Raw genomic sequence first — 17,353 nt, forward strand, 5'->3', positions numbered from 1 at the left:
CACCGGGCATTCCCGGAGCCCGCGTCGCAGGGCGACAGGACCGCAGGCCTCCGCAGCAGGCGCGTGCCCGGCCTCGCCCTACGATTGGCACATGCCGCCAGCACCCGACCCCGCGACGCTGGCCTGGGCCTCGGCGGCCGTCCGGCGGTTCGCCGCTGCGACCAACCTGCTCGTCGCCGCCCGCCGGTTCCGCATCGTCGGCGGGGACCCCCGGGACGCCGCGGCGCTCCGGCACCTGCTGACCGCACTCGGCGCGCGCGAGGCCGACGAGCAGCAGCAGTCGAACCCGCAGCAGCCGTCCGACCTGGTCGACCAGCTCTGGTGTCTCGGCACACCCGAGGAATCGACGCCCGCCGTCGAGCAGGCAGCCGACCGCCCACGCGGCGCCACCCTGGTCGTCATCGACGCCGGTCGGTACCTGCCCGCCGTCGACGAGGACGCCTTCGGTCCCGTCGCACCCGCCCGCCCCGGCGTCCTCGCCGTTCCGATGCTCTCCGACGACGTCTTCCTCGTCTCCACCGGCCGCGACCCCGAGCACGACCCCGCAGCCGAGGCCCGCCTGCGATGGGCCCGGCGGTCGATGCCGGTCGCCCGGTCGGTCGCCGCCGAACTCCGCGACGGCGGACTCCTGCGCGGCACACGCATCGGCGTCGCGATGTTCCTCGAACCCAAGACGGCGGTGCTGAGCCTGCTGCTCCGCGATGCCGGTGCCGAGGTCGTCGTCTACGCCCACGCCGACGAGACCGACGACGCCGTCGCTGACGCACTGCGGTCCGCCGGCCTGACGGTGTTCGCGAGCAGCACCGCGACACTCGCCGAACAGAAGCGGCTGGCCCTCGCGATGCTCGACACGGCGCCGCACATCCTGCTCGACGACGGGGCACACGTCATCCGGCTCGCCCACCAGGAGCGCCCCGACCTGCTGCCGACGATGCTCGGCGCCGCCGAGGAGACCACGAGCGGCCTGCGACCCCTGCGTGTGCTGGCGGCGCGCGGCGAGCTCGGCATCCCCGTGATCGCGGTGAACGACGCCCGCACCAAGACGTTCTTCGACAACCGGTACGGCACCGGGCAGTCGACGGTGTTCGCGGTGCTCGACCTGGTCGACGGGCTCGCGTCCGGCGCACACCGATTGCAGGCTGGGCCCACGCCGCCGGTTCCGGCTCGACGCGCCAGCGGCGGGCTGGCCGTGCCGGTGGGGAGAGGCGCGGCGGCGGTCGCCGGGTTCGGGCACGTCGGCGAAGGGGTCGCCCTGGTGCTCGCCGCCCTCGGGTTCCGGGTGACGGTCGCCGAGACCGACCCGGTCCGCGCCCTGCAGGCCCGCTTCGCCGGGTACGCCGTGGCCCCGCTGGTCCAGGCGGTGCGTGACGCCGACCTCGTGATGAGCGCCACCGGGGTGCGGGACACCATCGACCTCGAGGTGCTCCGTGCTTGCGCGGACGGCGCGATCGTCGCCGTCGCCGGTGGGGTCGACCAAGAGATCGCGGTCGACGACGCCCTCGCCGCCGGGGTCGAACGGCGGCCCGTGGGGCCGAAGGCCGAGCGGTTCGTGTTCCCCGGCGTCGACGGCGGGCCGATCGTGCTCGACGACGGTGGCTGCATCAACATCACCGCGGCCGAGGGCAACCCGGTCGAGATCATGGACCTGTCCTTCGCCGTGCAGCTCGGCGCCGTCCGGATGCTCCTGGAACGCGGCGACGAGCTGGAGCGTGCCGTCGTGCCGATCGACCCCGCGGTCGACGACATCACCGCCCGCACGGCGCTCGCCGCCTTCGGAACGCACGTCGGGCCTCTCCCCACCGGCACGGCCGGGCTGCCGCTGGCGCGTCAGACCGGAACCGGCGGCGTGGGCCCAGGCCTTCCCCCTGAACACCCGGCGGACCGCGAGCCGGACGTCCGGACGCACCGTTTCGGAGACCCCACGTGAGCGCCCGACCGCACCCGGTCACGGTGCACTCGGCGCGCGTCGTCGTGCCGATGACCGCGCCGCCGATCGCGGACGGCGCGGTCGCCGTGCAGGACGGCCGCATCCTGCACGTCGGCGACCGGTCGTGGGTCATCGACCAGCTCACCGGTTCCGGCGCGACGTTCACCGAGCGGCAGTGGCGCGGTGCGCTCCTGCCCGGACTCGTGAACGCGCACTCGCATCTGCAGTACACCGGCATGGCCAGTGTCGGCCAGCGCCAGTACGGCGGATTCGAGGACTGGGCCGCAGCGTTCAACGTCGACTACGCCGAACCGCACGACTGGCGGGCCGAAGCCGCGGACGGTGCACGGGCGTCGATCCTGGCCGGCGTCACGAGCATCGCGGACATCGTCACCGACATCGAGGCCGCCACCGCGCTGCAGGACGCCGGGCTCGGCGGCATCGCGTACTGGGAGGTGATGGACTGGGAGAACGACGCCTGGCAGTCGCACGGTCGCGACCAGGTGCTCGACGAACTCGACCGGATCCCCACGACGCCCGGTGCGGGTCTGTCGCCACACGCGCCGTACTCGCTCGAGGTCGCCCCGCTGCTCGAGCTCCCCGACATCGTGCGGCAGCGCGGTCTGCGACTGCACCTGCACCTCGGCGAAGCGGCGTTCGAGGGGGAGCGCACCGCCCTCGGTCCGGTCCCCGGGCTCGACGGGGTCGACGGCGTCGGACACGGGAACGACTGGCACCTGGCGAACGTGCCGTCGTTCCGGGCGCTGCGAGCCCTGGGCTTCGGCGCGAGTGCCACCGCGTTCGTCGACCGGCTCGGGGTGCTCGGCCCGGACTGCCACATCGCCCACGGCGTCTACATGACCGCGGCCGACCGGGCCCTCCTGCGTGCCCGGGGCACCGCCGTCGCACTGTGCCCGCGGTCGAACGCCGTCATCGGCCTCGATCCGCCGCCCGTCGCCGACTACCTGCGCGAGGGCAGCCCGATCGCCATCGGCACCGACTCCCTGTCGTCGTCACCGTCCCTCGACCTGATGGCCGACGTCACCGCGCTGCACCGGATCGCCCGCGCCCAGGGCTACGGGCACCGGGACCTGCACGAGCGGCTGCTCGCGGCGGCGACCCTCGGTGGCGCGCACGCGATGGGGCTCGCCGTCGGGCCGGACCGCATCGGGCACCTCGCCGTCGGGGCGCGAGCCGACCTGGCGGTCTTCGACGTCGATGCCCGTACCGTGCCGGACGCGCTCGCCGAGCTCGTCGAGGACGGCGCCGGGCGGGCGGCCGCCACCGTGATCCGCGGGGTCGTCCGTGCCGCGGCGGGCGTCGTCACCGAACCGGCTTCCCCGCACATGGACATCCCCGCACCGCACCAGGAGGAACGATGACCGAGACCGCACCCCGCCCAGGGATGGCCGCACGCCGAACCGTCACCGGTGAGCTGATCGAGTGGCTCGACGTGCCGAAGCGCGCGATCGCCCTCGGCATGGAACCGCACCCCGAGGGCGGTTGGTACGTCCGCACCTGGACCTCGCCGGCGACGGTCACCACCCCCGCGGGGGAGCGTCCCGCCGCCACCCTGATCCACTTCCTGCTCCCCCCGGGCGAGGCCTCGGCCTGGCACCGGGTCACGAGCGACGAGATCTGGATGTGGCACGGTCCGGACACCGTCGACCTGCAGCTCGGCGGCGACGGTGACGTCCCCGAGCCCGGCGCGACGATCACGCTCGGCCCGGACGCCGGCCGCGACCGGGTGAACGACGCGCAGGCGTTCGTGCGCGGCGGCGTGTGGCAGCGGACGATCCCGGGCGACGGCGAGGTGCTGCTGAGCTGCCTGGTGTCGCCCGGCTTCTCGTTCGACGACTTCACCATGGCCGACGACGGGGACTCTGCCGCCGAGTAGCACCGCGACACCGTTTCGCGTTGGTATCCCACCGCGAAGTACACTTCGACCTGCCCCCACCCCCCCCTCGCACGAAGGCCCGACCGTGACCCGTCCCCTCCGCTTCACCCTCGCCGTCGCCACCGCCGCGGTCGCCGCCCTCGCCCTGTCGGCCTGCTCCGCCGGGGGGAGCAGCAACGCCGACGGCACCGTGACCGACGGCAAGCTCACGATCGCCACCGGTGACCCGGCGTACTCGCCTTGGGTCGAGGACAACAAGCCGCAGTCCGGCAAGGGCTTCGAGTCCGCCGTCGCGTACGCCGTCGCGAAGGAGATGGGCTACGGCAAGTCCGACGTCGTGTGGAAGCGCAGCACCTTCGACAGTGCCATCGCCCCGGGCCCGAAGGACTGGGACCTCAACGTCCAGCAGTTCTCGATCGACGCGAAGCGCAAGAAGGCCGTCGACATGTCGAGCGCGTACTACACGACGACGCAGGCCGTGGTCACGACGGAGAAGTCGAAGGCCGCCGACGACACCACGATCGCGGCGCTCAAGCAGGACGCCATCGGTGTCGCGACCGGCTCGACGAGCATCGCGAGCGTCAAGGACGTCCTCGGGGTCACCCCGCAGGTGTTCAACTCGAACGACGACGCCGTGCTCGCACTCAAGTCCGGCCAGATCGACGCCATCGTCACCGACCTGCCGACGGCGTTCTACATGTCCGGCGCGCAGCTCGACGACGGGACCGTGTCGGCGCAGTTCCCCGACGACGGCAAGGGCGACCAGTTCGGCTTCGTCCTGCCGAAGGACTCGGAGCTCACGAGCAAGGTCGACAAGGCCCTCAAGACCCTCGACGACGACGGCTCCCTGCACAAGCTGCAGACCAAGTGGCTGTCGTCCGAGACCGGCACCCCGGTCCTGAAGTAACCGCATGACGCTGCCAGCAGGCACCGGCACCCCGGTGGCCGCCCCCGCGCCGAGCCAGGTCGAGCTCGAGCGTCGGCTCTACCGTCGCCAGCGCGGCCGTCGTTCGGTCGTCGTGTCGGTCGTGTCCACCCTGGTCGTGCTCGCCGTCGTGTACTTCGGCGTCGTGAACACCCCCGGCTGGGCGGCGGTGCAGCAGTCGTTCTTCGACCCCGAGACCGCGATCGACACGTTCCCGGACATCCTGCTGGGCCTGTGGCTGAACGTCCGGATCCTGTTCTTCAGCGCCATCGGCGTCGCCGTGTTCGGCACCCTGCTCGCGGTCGTGCGGGGCCTGCGCAACCCGGTGTTCTTCCCGCTGCGGATGCTCGCGACCGGGTACACGGACCTGTTCCGCGGCCTGCCGCTCATCATCGTGCTCTACCTGGTCGGCTACGGCATCCCGGGGCTCGGGGTGTTCCCACGGCTGCCCGCCGAGGTCTGGGGCACGATCGCGATCACCCTGACCTACTCGTCGTACATCGCCGAGGTGCTCCGGGCCGGCATGGAGGCCGTGCACCCCTCGCAGCGCCTGGCCGCCCGGTCGCTCGGGCTCTCGCACGCCAAGACGCTGCGCCTCGTGGTGCTGCCGCAGGCGATCCGCAAGGTCACGCCGGCGCTCATGAACGACTTCGTGTCGATGCAGAAGGACGTCGGCCTGGTCTCGATCCTCGGCGCCGTCGACGCGGTCCGCTCCGCCCAGATCGCGCAGGCCGAGACCTACAACTTCACCCCCTACTTCGTCGCCGGGCTGCTGTTCGTGGTGATCAGCCTGCCGCTGATCCGCGTCACGGACGCGATCGCGCGTCGGCAGCAGCGGCGTGAGCAGATCGGAGGGACCGTATGAGCGAGGCAGGCCTGGAGGCCCGTGGTGCGTCCGGTACGGACGCCGCGGTCCTCGAGCTGCGCGGGTTGCGCAAGGCCTTCGGCGAGCACGAGGTCCTGCGCGGGATCGACCTGACGGTGCACCGCCACCAGGTCATCTGTGTCATCGGGGCGTCCGGGTCGGGCAAGTCGACGCTGCTCAAGACGGTCAACCTGCTCGAGGGCATCGACGACGGCGAGATCCTGCTGCAGGGCACGGACATCGCCGACCCGCGCGTCGCCGTCGACGCCGTGCGGGCCCGCATCGGCGTGGTGTTCCAGCAGTTCAACCTGTTCCCGCACATGAGCGTGCTCGACAACGTCACGCTCGCTTCCCGTCAGGTGCACGGCATCGGACGGGCCCAGGCCGAGGAGACCGCGCGACGGTTGCTCGACCGGATCGGCCTCGCTTCGTTCGCCGACGCGTACCCCGACCGGCTGTCCGGCGGGCAGCAGCAGCGCGTCGCCATCGTCCGGGCCATCGCGTCCGACCCCGAGCTGCTGTTGCTCGACGAGGTCACGAGTGCGCTCGACCCCCAGCTCGTCGGCGAGGTGCTCGACCTGGTCACCGAGCTGAAGCGGCAGGGCTCGACGATCCTGATGACGACGCACGAGATGCACTTCGCGCGGAACGTCGCCGACCGGATCGTCTTCCTGCACCGCGGCGAGGTCGTCGAGCAGGGATCGCCCGCCGAGGTCCTCGACCACCCGCAGCACCCCGCGCTGGTCGAGTTCCTCGCCCGCGTGCACGCCTAGGGCGTCAGCAGCACCTTGCCGATCACCTCACCGTCGCGCACGCGGCGGTGGGCCTCCTCGACCTCGGCGAGCGGCAGTACCGAGTCGATGACCGGTCGGATGCTGCCGTCGGCGACGAAGGGCCAGACGTGCTCGCGGACGGCGGCGACGATCGCGGCCTTCTCGGCGAGCGGCCGGGCGCGCAGGGTCGTGCCGCTGATCGACGCGCGCTTGCGCATCAGCACCCCGAAGTCGAGCTCGGCGGTGCGGCCGCTGCCCGCGGCGATCACCGCGATGTGCCCGTTCGGGGCGAGGGCCTGCAGGTTCCGGTCCAGGTAGGACGGGCCGACGACGTCGAGCACCACGTCGACACCGACCCCGTCGGTGAACGCCAGGACGCGCTCCACGAAGTCCTCGGTGCGGTGGTCGACGACCAGGTCGGCACCGAGGTCCCGGGACGCGGCGACCTTGCGCTCCCCACCGCTCGTCGCGATGACCGTCGCACCGAGGGCCTTCGCCCACAGCACCGCGTGCGACCCCATGCCGCCCGTGCCACCGTGCACCAGGAGCGTCTGCCCGGGTCGGAGCCCGGCGAGCATGCCGATGTTCGAGTAGACCGTGCAGGCGGCTTCGGGCAGACCGGCGGCCTCGACCAGGTCGACCCCGTCGGGGACCGGCAGTACCTGGGTGACCGGGGCGACGACGAGCGACGCGTACCCGCCGCCGGAGAGCAGTGCGCACACCCGGTCGCCCACCGCGACGGTCGTGACCCCGGTGCCGACGGCCCGGACCGTGCCGGAGACCTCGAGCCCGAGGACGTCCGAGGCCCCGGGCGGCGGCGGGTAGTTCCCGGCGCGCTGCTGCAGGTCCGCGTTGTTGACGCCGGCGGCGGCGACCTCGATCAGGACCTCGTCGGTGCCGGGTCGGGGGTCGGGCAGGTCGGTGACGGACATGGAAGCGTCGTCGAACGTGATGGCGTGCATGCCCTCGACGGTACGCGCCCCGTCCCTCGTGCCGGCTGTCGGGGGCCGCGGCCGGCCGGACCCGGAGCGGATCTTCCCTGTACGCTCGATCATGGATCTGCACCTCATCCGGGGGAGTGCGGACGGATCGAGGGGGACCCTCCACCATGCCCAAGAAGCTCATCGCGCTGGCCACCGCCGGCCTCGCACTCACGCTGCTCGCCGGTTGCTCCACCGGGCCGTCCAAGGCCGAGCAGTGCACCCAGTTCGAGAAGACCGTCAAGTCCGCTGCCGAGGGCGTGCAGTCCGAGGCCGCGAACCTGCAGTCCGACCCGGACGCCGCCGTCACGAAGCTCAAGGAGCTCGACGCGAAGATCTCCGACGGCGTCGACGACCTGTCGGACGACGACCTGAAGGCCAAGGGCGACGCCTTCGAAGAGGCCTACGGCGACCTGGTCGACGACATCGAGGACATCGCCGAGGACCCGAAGTCGGCCGACGTCTCGGGCCTGACGAAGTCCAGCACCAAGGTGCAGGACGCCGGCAACGCGTTCCAGAAGGAGTGCAACTCCTGATGCGCCGCACCCTCACCGCGCTGGCCACGGCCGGCCTCGCACTCACGCTGCTCGCCGGTTGCTCCGGCGGTGACGGTGGCAACGGTGGCAACTCGTCCGGCGGTGACTCGGGGGCGTCCAGTGCGCCCTCGGCGTCGAAGACCGCCGCGGCGGCACCCGCGCAGAGCAAGCAGGAGGCCTGCTCCCTGCTCGAGAACGAACTCGCGTCGTTCCTCAAGGAGCAGGGGGCCAACACGGCTCCGTCCGACGTGAAGGCCCGCGGGGCGCTCATCGGCGAGTTCGTCCAGCGCATCGACTCGGCGCTGACGAAGGTCTCGAACGAGCAGGTGCACGACACGTTCGAGGAGTTCTCGGGCGCGGCCAAGCGCTACAGCTCGGCCATCGAGTCCGGTTCGGCAGAGGACTCGACCGAGGTCAAGAAGGCCCAGTCCGACGTGCAGAGCACGCTCGACCAGGTTTCGGCCGTCTGCCCCGCCAAGAGCTGACCGCCACCGCGCACCACACACGACGACGCCCCGCCCTCCTGCGAAGGAGCGGCGGGGCGTCGTGCATCCCAGGGGGACGGGTCAGGCGGCCGCGGCCTGCGACGCGTCGAGCCGTGCGACGTCCTCCGGTCGCAGCCGCACGGTCGGCGCGGTGATCGAGTTCAGGATCGACTGCGGGCGCGACGCCCCGGGGATCGGGACGACGACGTCGCTCTTCTGCAGCTCCCACGCCAGGGCGATGACCTGCGGGGTGACGCCACGGTCGCGGGCGATGTAGGCGAAGTCCTCGAACGCCGTGCCGAGGTCCGCCGCACTCCCGATGCCGCCGAGGGGGCTCCACGGCAGGAACGCGATGCCGAGCTCGTCGCACAGTTCGAGCTCCGGCTCGCTCGAGCGGAACTTCGGCGAGTACTGGTTCTGCACCGAGGCCAGGCGTCCGCCGAGCACCTCGTTCGCGGTGCGGATCTGGTCCGGGTCGGCGTTCGAGATGCCCGCCATCCGGATGACGCCCTCGTCGAGCAGCTCGGCGAGCGCCCCGATCGAGTCGGCGTAGGGCACCGCGGGGTCGGGACGGTGGAACTGGTACAGGCCGATCTGCTCGACGCCGAGCCGCTTCGCCGACGCCTTCGCCGCCTCCTTCAGGTACTCCGGGTGCCCGTTCTGGGTCCAGTTGCCGGCTTCGGGGCGCAGGTGTCCGCCCTTCGTCGCGATGAGCACGGCCGAGGTGTCGTCGTGGTACTCCCGGACGGCCCGCGCGATGAGCTCCTCGTTGTGCCCCACCTCGTCGTGGCCGCCGAGGTGGTAGGCGTCGGCGGTGTCGATGAGCGTGACACCGTTCTCGAGCGCTGCGTGGATCGTGGCGATGGACTGACGCTCGTCCGGTCGGCCCTCGATCGACATGGGCATCCCGCCCAGACCGATGGCACTGACGGACACGTCTCCGATGACTCGTTGCTTCATCGGCCCAGCATGCGCCGGGGGTGCGCCCGCACGCCCAGGTGGTCACGCCGTGACCGTGACCGACAGGCGGACGGGAGGCCCGTGGCGGCCCCGCCTTCGCGCCTCCAGGCCGGAACGGACACGCGTTCTCCGACAGGACACGCGTCGATCGACGCGTGTCCTGTCGGAAGGGTGGTGTCGGTCAGGCGCTGGCGGACACCGACGACGCGGCGGAACCGCTGTCGACGGCGTTCGCGAACACGACGCCGCCCCAGGCGATGACGACGATCGCGAGCACGAAGCCGATCGCGGCGATCCACCACGACGGCTTGCGGCGGATCCATGCGCCGATCGACAGCACGATCGTGGCGACCCCGATGACGAACGCGCCACCGACCGCGATGGCGGCGCCACCGAAGTACCCGCCGGGCGAGCACCCGGCCGAGGCGTCGCACGACGTCGTGGCCGAGGCGACCGCGATGATGCCGACGACCGCCGTGATCGCGGTCATCACGGCACCGAACACCAGGAGCAGGACCGTCGAGATCCGGTCGGCGAGCTTCGCCGGCGGGAACAACGTGGTGCCGCCGCGCTCCCACGCCGCGCGCTGCGCGTCCGTGGGGGCGGAGGAGGGCTGCTGCGGAGGGCCGGGGACGTTGGACCAGGTCATGCGTGCAGTCCTACCGCGCCTCGACCCCGAACGCCTGTGCGAGCCGCTGGATCTTCTGCGCCCGACCGAGTCGGGGCAGGTCGGAACCGTCGCGGATGACCCGGCCGCGGGCCTCGAAGTCGTCCAGGAAGTCCTGTGCCCAGGCGACGTCGGTCGGGGTGGGGGAGATGACCTCGTTGATGACGGGGAGCTGCTCGGTGTCCAGGCAGAGCTTGCCGGTGAGGCCGAGCGACACGGCGACCTGCGACTGCTCGCGGAGGATCGGGTGCGACGACCCGACCGTGGGGCCGTCGATCGGGCCGGGCAGGTCGCCGACGCGCGAGGCGACGACGAGCTTCGACCGCGGGTACGCCATCGCGAGGGTGTCGGCGCTCGTCCCGGTGTCGCGGCGGTAGTCGCCGGACCCGAAGGCCAGGCGGAACGCACCCTGCGCCTTGGCGATCGACACGGACTCCTCGATGCCGAGCGCCGACTCGACCAGGGCGATCACCGGCGTCTGGCCGCCGAGCCGGTGCCAGGTGTCGGTGACCTGGGCGGGGGACTCGGTCTTGGCGAGCATGACGCCCTGCAGCCCGGGCAGGCCACGGAGCTCCTCGACGTCGTCGGCCCAGAAGTCCGTCGTGACGTCGTTGATGCGCACCCAGGCCTCGCCACCGCCGGCCAGCCAGGCGGCGACGCCCTGCCGTGCCGAGGGCTTCGCGGCGGGGTCGACGGCGTCCTCGATGTCCAGGATGATCTGGTCGGCGCGGGACCGCTGGGACTTGTCGAACCGATCGGTCGCGGTGCCGGAGACCAGCAGCCACGAGCGTGAGATCTCGGCGGGGACCGATCGACGCCGGTTCGGCGTGGGGGCGGACGGAGCGGTGCGGTCGTCGATGGCCATGCCCCGTTGGTACCACACCAGAGGGGACGAACGCCTCGCTCGGACGCGTGCCGCGTCGATGCGGAAACCCCGAAACCTCGGTTCATTGCCAGAGAGGCCGTCCGGTTCCGCCTACAGTGTCGGATGTGTGGCGAGCGGACAGGGTGACCGACGGTGAGGACGACGTGAACGACGACGTCCCCGTCGAGGGTGCCCGCGCGCGCTCCGACGACGATCGAGACGAGCAGCAGGACGTGGACCAGGAACGGACCGACGACGAGCCGGACCGCATGCTCCGCCCGGAGCTGCAGATGACGAGCCCGCAGGCGATCAGCCTGGGCGACCCGCGGTTGCAGGCGGGCAACGCGGCGGAACCGACGTGGGACGGCTGGCGCACCCAGCTGACCGGGGTCGGTGGCACCAGCCCGCTCACGCACTTCAGCGACCACCCGCGCGCCCGCATCGAGCTGTCGACCACCCACCCCGGTGGTCTCGCGCAGTTCATCACCGGCAAGACGACCCTGCTGTCCAGCCTGATCCGCGACGAGGTGGCGCTCCGTGCCGCCCGCGTGGCCGCCGGACACGTCGAGGCGAAGGGCACCGAGCTCGCCACCGTGCGCGGCATCGACGCCGTGAAGCTCGGCATCGGCATGGCCGACTGGAAGCACGGCGACGAGCAGTTCCGCGGCCCCGTGCTCCTGCGACCGCTGGCGATCCGTCGGCACGGACGCGACTTCGAGGTGCGACTGCTCGGCGAGCCGGTGCTCAACCCGGGCCTCGCCGACGCCCTCCACGAGCAGTTCGGGGTGATCCTCGACGCGCAGTCCTTCGTGGCCCTCGCACAGCAGGACGGCTCGTTCACACCGAACCCCGTCATCGACCGGCTGCGTGGGCTGACCGCGCACATCCCGGGCTTCTCGGTGCACGCCCGACTCGTGGTGTCCGCCTTCGCCGAGGTCGCGACCGGCATGGTCGAGGACACCGGCGACCTGTCGCACCCCGTGCTGGACGCCCTGGCAGGCAACCCGAGCGCGAAGTGGCAGGTCGAGCAGTCCTACCACCCCGTCGAGCAGACCCCGTCGGACGAGCGCAGCCCCGAGACCGACACGCTGCTGCTCGACGCCGACGACGAGCAGGAGAACGTGATCGCCCAGATCACGGCCGGCAACTCCATCGTCGTGAAGACCCTGCCGGGCACCGGTGGCACCCAGACCATCGTGAACGCCCTGGGCGGCCTGGTCGCGGCGAACAAGCGCGTCCTCGTCGTGAGCCCGCGCCGCGCCACCCTGCGGGGCATCGCCGCACGCTTCGGCGAGGTCCAGCTGCCCGGGGTCGCCGTCACGCCGTCGACCCTGCGCCGCGACGTCGTCCGTGCCATCGCCCGCAACGAGAAGGCCGCGCGGCCGAACCTCCGCGAGGTCGACGACGCCCTGGTCCGCCTGCGCAAGGTGCTGAAGGACTACCGCGGCTCGCTCACCCGCAAGGACCCCGACTTCGGCGTCTCGGTGCTCGACTGCCTGGTGGAGCTGTCGCGCCTGTCGCTGCTGCCCGTCGCCCCGTCGACGACCGCTCGGCTGTCGAAGCAGTCCGTGGCCTCGATGGTCGACGGCCGGTCGCGCGTCGCCGAGACCATGGTCAGCGCCGCGAACCTCGGCGAGTTCCGCTACGGCCCCGACGACTCGCCCTGGTACGGCGCGAAGTTCTCCTCGAGCGACGGGGCGCAGCGTGCGCACCGCATCGCGAAGGACCTGGACGCCGACGGCCTGCCGACCCTGCTCCGCCGTGCCCACGACCTGGTGAGCACGACGCACATGCGCCAGTTCACGACGATCAACGAGCTCGGCATCTACCTGCGCCTGCTCACCGAGATCCGCGACACGCTCGACCGCTTCCTGCCGGTGGTGTTCGACCGCTCGGTGTCCGAGCTCGTGGCCGCCACCGCCCCCCGCGGCGAGGGCGCCCCGATGTCGTCCACGAACCGTCGGCGGCTGAAGAAGCTCGCGCGTGAGTACGTCCGACCGGGCGTGCACGTGTCCGACCTGCACGAGGCACTGACCCGCGTCCAGCAGCAGCGCGTGCTCTGGCAGCGCTACGTCGCCGCCGGCGTGAACCCCGAGGTGCCGACCGGCATCGCCGACGTGCAGGTGCTGTTCTCGAACGTCGCCGAGGACCTCGCGCGTCTCGACGAGCCGCTGGGCCGCACCGAGCGCGACCGCCAGCTCGCGAACACCCCGGTCGACCAGCTCGTCCCGACCATCGCCGAGCTCGCCGCCGAGTCCGACGTCCTGCACAACCTGCAGGAGCGCACCGAGCTCATGCAGACCCTGCGTGACCTGCAGCTCGAACCGCTCATCACCGACCTGGCGAACCGGCACGTGCCGGACGTGCAGGTGCCGGCCGAGCTCGAGCTCGCCTGGTGGCAGTCCGCCCTCGAGACCATGCTCGAGTCCGACCGGGCCCTGCTCGGCGCGAACACCGACATGCTCGACCGGGTCGAGGCCGACTTCCGCCTGGTGGACGACGCCCACGCGGCCGGGGTCTCCCAGGGCCTGGCGTGGCAGCTCGCCGAGAACTGGAAGGTCGGTCTCGTCGACTGGCCCGAAGAAGCGACGGCGCTCAAGACGCAGCTGCGTGACGGCGCGATCACCTCGCGCCTGCTGCAGGACTCCGCACCGCACCTGTCCCGGTCGATCGCCCCCGTCTGGCTCGCGAGCCCGTACGAGGTGCCGCAGATCGCCGACACGATGCCGTTCGACACCGTGATCCTGGTCGACGCCGGTGCCGTGACGATCGCCGAGACCGTCGGTGCCGTCCGTCGTGCCCGCCAGACCGTCGTGTTCGGTGACCCCGTCACCCAGACACCGTCGCCGTTCCGCATCGCCGTGGACCCCGAGCACCGGGCGCTGCAGGTCGACGAGGGCACGCTCGACGCGTTCCACGCGGACTCCGCACTCGCGAAGCTCTCCACCCTGCTGCCCACCCTGTCGCTGTCGCGGTCGTACCGCGCCGGCGGCGAGGACCTGGCCGAGCTCGTGAACCGTCGCTTCTACGGCGGCAAGATCGAGTCCCTGCCGTGGGCCGGCTCGTTCCTGGGCCACGGCTCGATCGCGCTCGACTACGTCAGCGACGGCAAAGCCGTCCCCGACCCCGAGTCCGGTGCCGTCGAGAGCGTCGACGCCGAGGTGGACCGCGTGGTCCGGCTCGTCATCGACCACGCCCGCACCCGCCCGACCGAGTCGCTCATGGTCATCACCGCGTCGGCGAAGCACGCCGTGCGGGTCGAGCAGGCCGTGCTGACCGCCGCCCAGGGCCACAAGGACCTGACCGAGTTCGTCATCGGCGACCGCGCCGAACCGTTCATCGTGGCGACGCTCGAGCAGTCGGTGGCGCAGAGCCGCGACCGTGTCGTGTTCTCCATCGGCTACGGCCGCACCCCGCACGGCCGCGTGCTGCGCGACTTCGGTCCGCTCGGCAAGCCCGGCGGCGAGCGGCTGCTCGCGGTCGCGATGACCCGTGCCCGTCGCTCGATGGTCATCGTCACGTGCTTCCAGCCGTCCGACATCGAGGCCGAGCGCATGGGCCACGGCACCATCGCCCTCGCGGAGATCCTGGCCGAGGTGCGCGCCCGCACGACCGCCGAGTACGTGCCGGACGACTCCGACCCGTTGCTCGTCGACCTGGCCCGTCGCCTCGAGATGCGCGGCATCCCGGTCGCGCTCGGCCACCGTGGCAAGCTCGGTCTCGTCGCCGCGCACGGCGGGGTGTGCGTCACCATCGAGACCGACGCGTCGCTCGTCAAGGGATCGCTGCGCGAGTCCCTGCGCCTGCGCCCCGAGGTGCTCCGTCGTCTCGGCTGGCACTACGTGCGCGTGCACGCGTTCCAGCTGTTCTCCGACCCGGACCGCGTTGCCGACACCGTCGCGTCCGTGCTCGGGGTCGACCGCGGTGCCACGCAGGAGATCTCGATCCCACCGATCCCCGCCCGCCGGTGAGCACGCAGGACCTCGATCCCAGCGTGTCCACGGTCGGCCCCGCCCGCCGATGAGCCGCCGGGCCTCGCGGCCCGCCGGTCCGGTGACGCCGGAGACGGACCAGCTGGTGGGCACGTGGACGCGGGCCGACGACGTGTCGTCAGCCGCGCCTCCCGGATCAGCGGTTCCGCAACCTGACACGGACGACCCGTCGGGAGGCCCGGTGCGGCGCCGCAGGCGCGTCACCACCCAGCCGGTGGCGGGCTACGCCCCGGCGCCGCCGCCGGAACCGGCGCGACACCGCGACGGTGAGAACGACGACCAGCTCCGGCGCGACGTCCCGCCGCACTGGTAACCGGTACCCTGGCCCGTGATGACTGACACCGCGCGGCAGCGCCCCGACTGGCAGACCTGGCCGAACCTGATCACGCTGTTCCGCCTCGTGCTGATCCCGGTGTTCATCGGCCTCGTCGTCGCCGGCCACCCGGGGTGGGCGCTCGTCGCCCTCGTCGTGATCGGCGTGAGCGACTGGGCGGACGGCTTCATCGCCCGGAAGTTCGACCAGGGCTCGAAGCTCGGCAAGGCGATCGACCCCGTCGCCGACCGTCTGGCGATCATCGCGATCGTGCTGTCCCTGGTGCTCGTCGGCCTGCTGCCCTGGTGGGTGGTGGCCGTCGTTGTGCTCGTCGACCTGGTGCTCGTCGTCCTGTCGAGCGTGCTGTTCCACGGCAACCCGGACCTCGACGTCACGTGGACGGGCAAGATCCGCTCGGCACTGCTGTTCGTCGGGCTGCCGGTGCTGCTGTTCTCCGCGGTGCACACCGTCGACGAGAACGCGCCGTGGGTCCGGGTCGTGGCCCTGGTCTTCGTCTACCTCGGCACCGCGGGGCACGTCCTCGCCGGCGCCCAGTACGCCGTCGCGATGTTCGCGAAGCGCCGGGCTGTCTCCGCCGCCTGACGCCCCCCAGCGCAAAACACCGGTGTTCACGCTGCGCACCGCGGTTTGCGGGTGTGCAGAGCGGGAACACCGGTGTCTTGTGGGTCCGAGCGCGGTCGTGCGCCGGGGCTAGAGCTTCGTCGAGCCGCCGATGCCGGGCCCCTCGGGAGCGTTCGACGGCGCGATGTGCGCCCCCGTGCTCGCGGCGCCACCGTTCTGCGGGCGGAGCAGATCGCGGATCTCGAGCAGCACTTCGACGTCGGTCGGGGGCACGTCCTGCGGGGTCTGCTCCTCGTCGTTCTTGACGCGCTCGAACGCCACCTTCTTCAGGTGGTTCACGGGTACGACGAGCGCGAAGTACACGACCGCGGCGACGATGACGAAGTTGATGACCGCGCCGATGATCGCGCCGAAGTAGAGCGTTGCGCCTTCGCCGGAGACCGTGGGGATCTTGACCTTCAAGGCTTGGTCGAGGCTCGAGGCGTTGAACACCGCACCGATGAGCGGGTTGATCAGGGCGCTGACGATCGTGCTGACGATCGCGGTGAACGCCGCACCGATGACGACTGCCACGGCCAGGTCGATGACGTTGCCGCGGAGCAGGAACTCCTTGAAGCCCTTCATGCGAGGGTCTCCTTCCGGGTCGAGGACGGCCGCCGAGTGGCGACGCGCCCAATGTATCCGGAGAGCGCAGACCGCGTCAGGACGCGGCGGACTTCGAGCTGCTCGGCTTCGACTCGGGCTTCTTCGCCGGCTCGGACTTCTTCGGCTCCGACTTCGCCGGGGCGCTCGACGACCCCTCGGCCTTCGGCGCCGGGCGGGAGTCGGTGCGGTAGAAGCCACCGCCGTTGAAGGTCACGCCGACGGGGGAGAACACCTTGCGCAGGACGCCGCCGCAGACCGGGCACTCCGTCAGGGTGGCGTCGGAGAACGACTGCTTGATGTCGAACGCGTTGTCGCACTCGGTGCAGCGGTACGAGTAGGTGGGCACATCAGCTCCGGAACGTGATGATGCGTGACGGCGTGATGATGCCGTCGACGGGTTCGTCGTGGGGTTCGCGCGGGACCTCGTCGAGGTACTCCGCGTCGAAGATCACAGCATAGACGGGCGGGCGGTTCGCCATGGACCCGAGGGTCTTGTCGTAGTAGCCGCGCCCCCAGCCCATGCGGACCCCGTCGTGCCCCACCGCCGCCGCGGGGGCGAGGATGGCGTCGACGTCATTGATCGCGAGCGGTGACAGGACCTCACCGACGACCTCGGGCAGGCCGAGCAGGCTCTCGGTCTCGCTCTCACCGTCGCCCACGGCCCAGTCGAGCAGGCCGTCCTCGCGGGTGACGGGCAGCAGCACGCGGATGCCCTGCTCGAAGGCCCAGTTCAGGAACGGCCGGACGTTCGGCTCGTCCGGCGCGGACAGGTACAGGGCGATGGACGTCACCTGGCGCTCCTCGACGAAGCGCTGCAGGGTCGCGGTCAGGGTCTCGGTGTCCGCGTCGCGTTCGGTCGTGGTCCGGGTGCGCCGCCGCTGCCGGAGTTCGGCTCGCAGGGCGCGCTTCTCGTTCCCGAGATCGGCGATCATGCCGAGGAG

Annotated in this window: 17 protein-coding genes; 10 read left to right on the top strand and 7 right to left on the bottom strand. The window is 71.7% G+C overall.

Annotation, left to right across the window (positions count from 1 at the left end; translation table 11 throughout):
• Positions 1-91: 91 nt before the first annotated feature.
• The 6 genes from QRN30_RS13080 (at position 92) to QRN30_RS13105 (ending at position 6,387) form a co-directional block, all read left to right on the top strand.
• A complete protein-coding gene (locus QRN30_RS13080) occupies positions 92-1,927 on the top strand; it encodes an adenosylhomocysteinase (RefSeq protein ID WP_194590066.1) in 1,836 nt (611 codons plus the stop codon).
• Positions 1,924-3,309: an amidohydrolase family protein gene (locus tag QRN30_RS13085; protein WP_071250333.1), complete on the top strand. Its 1,386-nt coding sequence runs from the start codon at positions 1,924-1,926 to the stop codon at positions 3,307-3,309. Before QRN30_RS13080 ends, QRN30_RS13085 begins: the two co-directional genes overlap by 4 nt.
• Entirely contained in the window at positions 3,306-3,824 is a 519-nt protein-coding gene (locus QRN30_RS13090; RefSeq protein WP_284761192.1) for a cupin domain-containing protein, read from the top strand. The genes QRN30_RS13085 and QRN30_RS13090 overlap by 4 nt, the downstream gene beginning before the upstream one ends.
• 85 nt (positions 3,825-3,909) lie before the next feature.
• Positions 3,910-4,731, top strand: a complete 822-nt coding sequence (locus QRN30_RS13095; protein WP_017888002.1) for an ABC transporter substrate-binding protein — start codon at positions 3,910-3,912, stop codon at positions 4,729-4,731.
• A 4-nt stretch (positions 4,732-4,735) separates the two neighbouring features.
• Positions 4,736-5,614, top strand: a complete 879-nt coding sequence (locus tag QRN30_RS13100; protein WP_017888001.1) for an amino acid ABC transporter permease — start codon at positions 4,736-4,738, stop codon at positions 5,612-5,614.
• Positions 5,611-6,387, top strand: coding sequence for an amino acid ABC transporter ATP-binding protein (locus QRN30_RS13105; RefSeq protein ID WP_042540059.1), 777 nt, complete (start codon positions 5,611-5,613; stop codon positions 6,385-6,387). The genes QRN30_RS13100 and QRN30_RS13105 overlap by 4 nt, the downstream gene beginning before the upstream one ends.
• Here the strand turns inward: QRN30_RS13105 and QRN30_RS13110 are convergent.
• Positions 6,384-7,349 carry an NAD(P)H-quinone oxidoreductase gene (locus tag QRN30_RS13110; protein WP_042540057.1) on the bottom strand — a complete coding sequence of 322 codons (966 nt, stop codon included), beginning with the start codon at positions 7,347-7,349 and terminating at the stop codon, positions 6,384-6,386. The genes QRN30_RS13105 and QRN30_RS13110 overlap by 4 nt on opposite strands.
• 146 nt (positions 7,350-7,495) lie before the next feature.
• On the opposite strand from QRN30_RS13110, the gene QRN30_RS13115 reads away from it, so the two are divergent.
• Positions 7,496-7,903, top strand: coding sequence for a hypothetical protein (locus QRN30_RS13115; protein ID WP_017887998.1), 408 nt, complete (start codon positions 7,496-7,498; stop codon positions 7,901-7,903).
• The gene (locus tag QRN30_RS13120) at positions 7,903-8,388 is read left to right on the top strand and encodes a hypothetical protein (protein WP_071250337.1); all 486 of its coding nucleotides are present in this window, start codon (positions 7,903-7,905) and stop codon (positions 8,386-8,388) included. The genes QRN30_RS13115 and QRN30_RS13120 overlap by 1 nt, the downstream gene beginning before the upstream one ends.
• An 81-nt stretch (positions 8,389-8,469) precedes the next feature.
• Here the strand turns inward: QRN30_RS13120 and QRN30_RS13125 are convergent, their stop codons facing one another.
• From QRN30_RS13125 to QRN30_RS13135, 3 genes are all read right to left on the bottom strand, one after another.
• Positions 8,470-9,348 carry an aldo/keto reductase gene (locus tag QRN30_RS13125; RefSeq protein WP_031260190.1) on the bottom strand — a complete coding sequence of 293 codons (879 nt, stop codon included), beginning with the start codon at positions 9,346-9,348 and terminating at the stop codon, positions 8,470-8,472.
• A 181-nt stretch (positions 9,349-9,529) separates the two neighbouring features.
• Positions 9,530-9,997 (bottom strand): DUF6264 family protein, encoded by a 468-nt coding sequence (locus tag QRN30_RS13130; RefSeq protein ID WP_071250339.1) that lies wholly within the window; start codon positions 9,995-9,997, stop codon positions 9,530-9,532.
• Between the two features lie 10 nt (positions 9,998-10,007).
• The gene (locus QRN30_RS13135; RefSeq protein WP_017887994.1) at positions 10,008-10,880 is read right to left on the bottom strand and encodes an HpcH/HpaI aldolase/citrate lyase family protein; all 873 of its coding nucleotides are present in this window, start codon (positions 10,878-10,880) and stop codon (positions 10,008-10,010) included.
• Between the two features lie 143 nt (positions 10,881-11,023).
• On the opposite strand from QRN30_RS13135, the gene QRN30_RS13140 reads away from it, so the two are divergent.
• A complete protein-coding gene (locus QRN30_RS13140; protein ID WP_017887993.1) occupies positions 11,024-14,851 on the top strand; it encodes an ATP-binding protein in 3,828 nt (1,275 codons plus the stop codon).
• A 352-nt stretch (positions 14,852-15,203) separates the two neighbouring features.
• Positions 15,204-15,788, top strand: coding sequence for a CDP-alcohol phosphatidyltransferase family protein (locus tag QRN30_RS13145; protein WP_042540049.1), 585 nt, complete (start codon positions 15,204-15,206; stop codon positions 15,786-15,788).
• 108 nt (positions 15,789-15,896) lie between these two features.
• Here the strand turns inward: QRN30_RS13145 and mscL are convergent, their stop codons facing one another.
• The 3 genes from mscL to QRN30_RS13160 form a co-directional block, all read right to left on the bottom strand.
• Positions 15,897-16,391, bottom strand: a complete 495-nt coding sequence (gene mscL, locus QRN30_RS13150; protein ID WP_042540047.1) for a large conductance mechanosensitive channel protein MscL — start codon at positions 16,389-16,391, stop codon at positions 15,897-15,899.
• A gap of 76 nt (positions 16,392-16,467) precedes the next feature.
• The gene (locus QRN30_RS13155) at positions 16,468-16,758 is read right to left on the bottom strand and encodes an FmdB family zinc ribbon protein (RefSeq protein ID WP_071250341.1); all 291 of its coding nucleotides are present in this window, start codon (positions 16,756-16,758) and stop codon (positions 16,468-16,470) included.
• A 1-nt stretch (position 16,759) separates the two neighbouring features.
• A complete protein-coding gene (locus tag QRN30_RS13160; RefSeq protein ID WP_017887988.1) occupies positions 16,760-17,344 on the bottom strand; it encodes a 5-formyltetrahydrofolate cyclo-ligase in 585 nt (194 codons plus the stop codon).
• Between the last annotated feature and the right edge of the window lie 9 nt (positions 17,345-17,353).

Source organism: Curtobacterium sp. MEB011 (genome assembly GCF_030209655.1).
Taxonomy (GTDB): domain Bacteria; phylum Actinomycetota; class Actinomycetes; order Actinomycetales; family Microbacteriaceae; genus Curtobacterium; species Curtobacterium poinsettiae.